General features: G+C 43.6%; 4 protein-coding genes. All 4 read right to left on the bottom strand.

The window, feature by feature from the left end:
- Positions 1–134 precede the first annotated feature (134 nt).
- The gene (locus AB4496_RS06795; RefSeq protein WP_009847632.1) at positions 135–935 is read right to left on the bottom strand and encodes a TrmB family transcriptional regulator; all 801 of its coding nucleotides are present in this window, start codon (positions 933–935) and stop codon (positions 135–137) included.
- A gap of 54 nt (positions 936–989) precedes the next feature.
- A complete protein-coding gene (locus AB4496_RS06790; protein WP_240798326.1) occupies positions 990–2,051 on the bottom strand; it encodes an ROK family protein in 1,062 nt (353 codons plus the stop codon).
- Positions 2,035–3,873 (bottom strand): glycoside hydrolase family 13 protein, encoded by a 1,839-nt coding sequence (locus tag AB4496_RS06785; RefSeq protein WP_050395133.1) that lies wholly within the window; start codon positions 3,871–3,873, stop codon positions 2,035–2,037. Before AB4496_RS06785 ends, AB4496_RS06790 begins: the two co-directional genes overlap by 17 nt.
- Before the next feature lie 9 nt (positions 3,874–3,882).
- The coding region (locus AB4496_RS06780) for a sugar ABC transporter permease (RefSeq protein ID WP_372130713.1) at positions 3,883–4,643 on the bottom strand (761 nt) is incomplete at its 5' end.

Genomic DNA, 4,643 nt, shown 5'->3' with positions numbered 1-4,643 from the left:
CTCATAGGTCTATTCTTTATCAAATAATCAAAGAAACCCTTTGGGTTAAATCGATTACCGTCAAAAGTTCTTGCCCCTAAAGGCCTATTACTAGACCTTTGTTCGTATCTTATTATTGAATTCGGTCTGCTGAACTAGTGCTTCTTAAGCTCGTCGAGTACCATAGCATTGTGCTGTTCGTGAATCGTATTTACTCTGACGTGTTGGTGCTGATTAGGAGCCAGGCGCTCGTATTCTGTTAGGTAAATATCGCTGTGAATATGCTCTGCGATCATTTTTACAATTAAGCGATTGTTTGCATACAAGCCTAAAGTTTCTTCACGGTGTGAGAACATGAGGGCGAGCTTCATATCGGCTACACACATAAAGCGGTGTGAAGGGTATTCGGTTTCTTCATTTTCAGAACGCGAATGTAATTCTATTTTTTCATGTGGGCTCGCCATTTTGTTGAATGAAAAGCCAATCACTCGAACTCCACGTTCCACGGCGTCGCATAATTCTTTGCCAAACAATTCAAGGTTAAAATCGGTATTCAGGTAAATTTCTAGATTTGCCTGATTAATGATTTCCTTGGCCTTTTGAAGTAAGTTGTCGAACCCCGATACGTTGTAAACGAACTCTTTTTCCTCTTTCAGCATCATCTTAGATAATTCTGATTTAAGGAAATTAATATTAGTGACGGTCTTTTTTTCTATCTGGCTGAAAATCAAGTCTGGTGATTTAGCTTCGTACTCTTTAGTGTCGCCATCAGACATGAAAATGTAGCCATTGGCGTAAAGGTTATCGATAGACGAGTAAACAGAAGAGCGGGAGATAGAGATCTCTTTCGCGATTTTATATCCGCTGGATTGGCCATTTTTGAGTAAATTAATATAAACAAGCGCATCGGTTTTGGTAAACCCAAAATCCATTAATTTGGTGACTAGCTCTGACACGGGTTGTCCTCTGAAACTATTCAATATCTTCTCCTTCTAAGGTTACCATTCTTGTCACGACGAGCGTAAATGATTGTTGTGATTTTTTTCAGCGATGAGAAACGCTCCGCGAGCAAAGGTGAATTCATCTTGTTTTGGGTGAATAATCACTGGAATTTCATTAACGTGAATGTAGCGAGACAATGCGACTTTTAAATCTGCCGTTAATGTAGGATAGGTCGTTGCTTCGCCTGATAATACGAGTCGTGTAGGCAGTAATTGTTGAATGGGATTAACTAAACTGCGCGCCAATTGGTCGATATAAGTACGATATATGCGCGATGCATGCGGTTCACTTAGGTCTACGCCTGAAAAAATTTGCGCTAAAGTTTGGTCTTTTAGCACGACTTGATGATATTGCCGCTCAATACTTGGTGCGGATAAAAACTGTTCAATGCAGGCCTCATTTCCACAGCGACATACAGGAGTTAAGCCATCAACGAGCCATTGAAAATTAGGCAACCTTGAATGTGCCCAATGTGAGCTTAATGGGTGGTGCACTTGCTCGTTATTTTGATAAAAACTTATGCCACAACCATCGCCCAAAAATACGCTGAGTATGGCCTCTTTGTATAAATCTCTAGCCCTCTTATTTAGACTTGAACCTGCCGAGAGTGGTTGTTCAATTGAGTCAGCGCTTTTCATGGCGTTACTAATAGCGTCGCACGCAATGGCCGCACTGTGTGAATGCATCACAAGCGAGCAGTCGACCTTGAAATGCTGATTCAGGTTTCGTGTTAATTGGGTGATTTCTGTCGAGTGAGTAGGACTTGATTTTGCAACTTCATGTACGGATTGGCGATGAGATAAAAAAAACTCAGATACACTTATGCCTATCGCGGCGATACGTCCATAGCGGTAGCTGACGCTTGATATTCGGCTTATCAAATGTTGAGTCAAGTGGGCAAGGTCGCCAGGAGTGCGCTGCACCATTCTATACACCTCTTGTCCGTTAGAGGTGCTGGCGACCGAGTAAATAGAGTGGGAATCAATCGCGATTCCCATCACTATATTTGGTTCTGCTTTAATGAGCATGATTTGATTAATGACACACTTGGATTTAGTTCGCTTGCTCAATCACGTAGCCATAAGCGCTAATGGTCAGTGATTTTCCATCGAGCATGATCTGTTTATCTTTATCGCTGTTGTTTAGAACAAACATTAAATTGCCACGGAGGTAAGCGATACACTCTTTGTCTGCCGTCCCTTTTTCATCCTCCACGTTTAACCAGTCAATGCAAGGCTGATTAAAATCGGGATTGGCTTTACGCAAAGCGATCATTTCTTGAATGAAGTTTTTGAATTCTAAGTCTTGCTCTGATTCTTCCCATATCATGCATTTTCGGTTGTCTTCGCTGCCCATGCCGCGGCCGCCATCCATACCAATTTCGCCACCATAATAAATGCATGGAGCACCGACTTGAGTGAACATAAATAAATAAGCTAATTTAGCTTTACGTTTGTCGCCCTGGCATAAAGAGATAATGCGAGTGGTGTCATGGCTATCTAATAAGTTAAACATCGCTTCGTTTACGTTGCGTGGGTATGCCATGTACGACGCGTTCACTGCATTTACAAAGCTCTCTTTATCAACGTCGCCAAGACCAAAGTAGTCGGTAATGGCTTGTGTCAGCGGATAATTCATCAACGAATCGTATTGGTCGCCGCGTAGCCAAGGCATACCTTCGTGCCAAATCTCCCCAAGAATGTAGCAGTCTGGGTTGGCATCTTTTACGACTTTACGGAAGTCACGCCAAAACGCGTGGTCCACTTCGTTGGCTACGTCTAAACGCCATCCATCAATGTTGAACTCTTCTACCCAGTGGCGCGCCACGTCTAATAAGTATGCGCGGCACTCTTCATTTTCAGTATTCAGCTTTGGCATTTCGACGACGTTGGCGAAAGTTTCGTAGTTTAAGTTCCAGAAATCCCAGTCTTCTTTTGGCGTATCTGGGTATACAGGGAACTGATTGATCCAAAACCAGTCGGCGTATTTGGACTTTGCCCCGTTATTCACAACGTCTAGCCATAGTGGAGATTGAGACCCAATGTGGTTGAACACCGCGTCGAGCATAATTTTCATGCCGCGTTTATGGGCTTCATCGACGAGTGCTTTAAAAGCTTCATTGCCGCCAAAGTGCGGGTCTACATTGTAGTAGTCGACAGTGTCGTATTTATGGTTGGCGTTGGCTGTGAAAATAGGGCACAAATACAAACCATTCACGCCAAGATCTTGCAGGTAATCGAGCTTATCGATCACGCCCCATAAATCGCCACCCATAAAGTTGTCGGATACAGGTCTGGTTCCCCAAGGTTGCACGTTGGCAGGTGATGTTTCAGGGCGACCATTGGCAAAGCGCTCTGGGAATATTTGGTACCAAATGGTGTCTTTTATCCACGTCGGTGTCTTTAAAACGTCACGAGGGTTTATGTAAGGAAAACAGAAGAAATTGCTTAAGTTACTCAGCTCGATTTCTGCGTTTTCAGTCGTTGAAATGTCGGCGCAGCGTTTTTCTCCAAATAGAATCTTTTCGCCGCCTTTTCCGTACAAAATAAAGCCATAGCGGCTACGACGTTTCGGTGGAGTAAACTCTGCAAACCAGTGGTCGTGGTACTCGGTTTCCCCTTCATGAATCATGGTCACTTCATTGCCACCCACCCAACCGTGTGCATCACTGCCACCTAGGTTGCCACCATCGAGGCCACCTTCTGCCCAGTGGTACGGGTCGCCTATCCAAAGTGAAACCTTGTCTAGTTCGCCTTTTGCACAGCGTAAGCGAAGGTGAAGCGTTTCATTGTTGTAAGCGTAGCTGTCTGCACTTTTTGCTGAGTGAGTCAGCGAGCTTTTTGTAATCGGTTTGTTGATAACTGAATTTGTAATAGCCATAGCGGAAATCATCCCTAATTATTATTCTTTAACTGCACCGCTGACGAGGCCGGTAGTAATGTGTTTTTGAGTCGCAACAAATAGCAAAGTGATGGGCACTGCAACCAATAATGAACCCGCGGCAAACAGCGTAAAATTCTCCGCTGAGTTAGATGAAATCCAACTGAAAATACCGATGGCTAGCGTCATTTTTTCTTCGCTGCGTAAGATCAGCGTAGGTAAAATGAAGTCCATCCAAGGTGCGGTGAAAGACACTAAACCAACAAACACTAAGATAGGTTTCGCGAGAGGGAGAATGATCTCGAGGAAAATCGTCATGTGGCCTGCGCCATCAATTTTTGCTGCTTCATCTAATGAAGTGGGAATGGCATCGAAATAACCTTTCACCAACCAAATCATGAATGGTAATGAGCCCGTTACATACACAAATAACAAGCCAGCATAGGTATCAATCAATCCCATTTTTGATAGCAAGATGTAGATAGCCGTCATCGAAAGAAAGGCCGGGAACATCTGCAATACAAGAATGCTCATCATAATGTTGCGCTTACCATTGAAGCGGTAGCGAGAGAACACAAACGCTGAAATAGTCACGACAACCAGTGAGATAACCATATTCGCTGTCGCGAGAAGAAAGGTGTTTTTATACCAGTCTAAATAGGGTGTGTCCGTGAACAATGCGCGGTAGTGGTCGAGCGTAAAGTCAATACTTGTGAAAGAAGAACTGAATAAGTTATTCCCTGTTTTGAATGAAGCTAGCACTGTCCAAATCACTGGTCCAA

It is taken from the genome of Vibrio sp. 10N.222.46.A1 (genome assembly GCF_041473595.1).
In the GTDB taxonomy this organism is placed as follows: domain Bacteria; phylum Pseudomonadota; class Gammaproteobacteria; order Enterobacterales; family Vibrionaceae; genus Vibrio; species Vibrio tasmaniensis_A.
The sequence above is the reverse complement of the archived record's forward strand: the minus strand, read 5'-3'. Positions and strand labels throughout refer to the sequence as shown.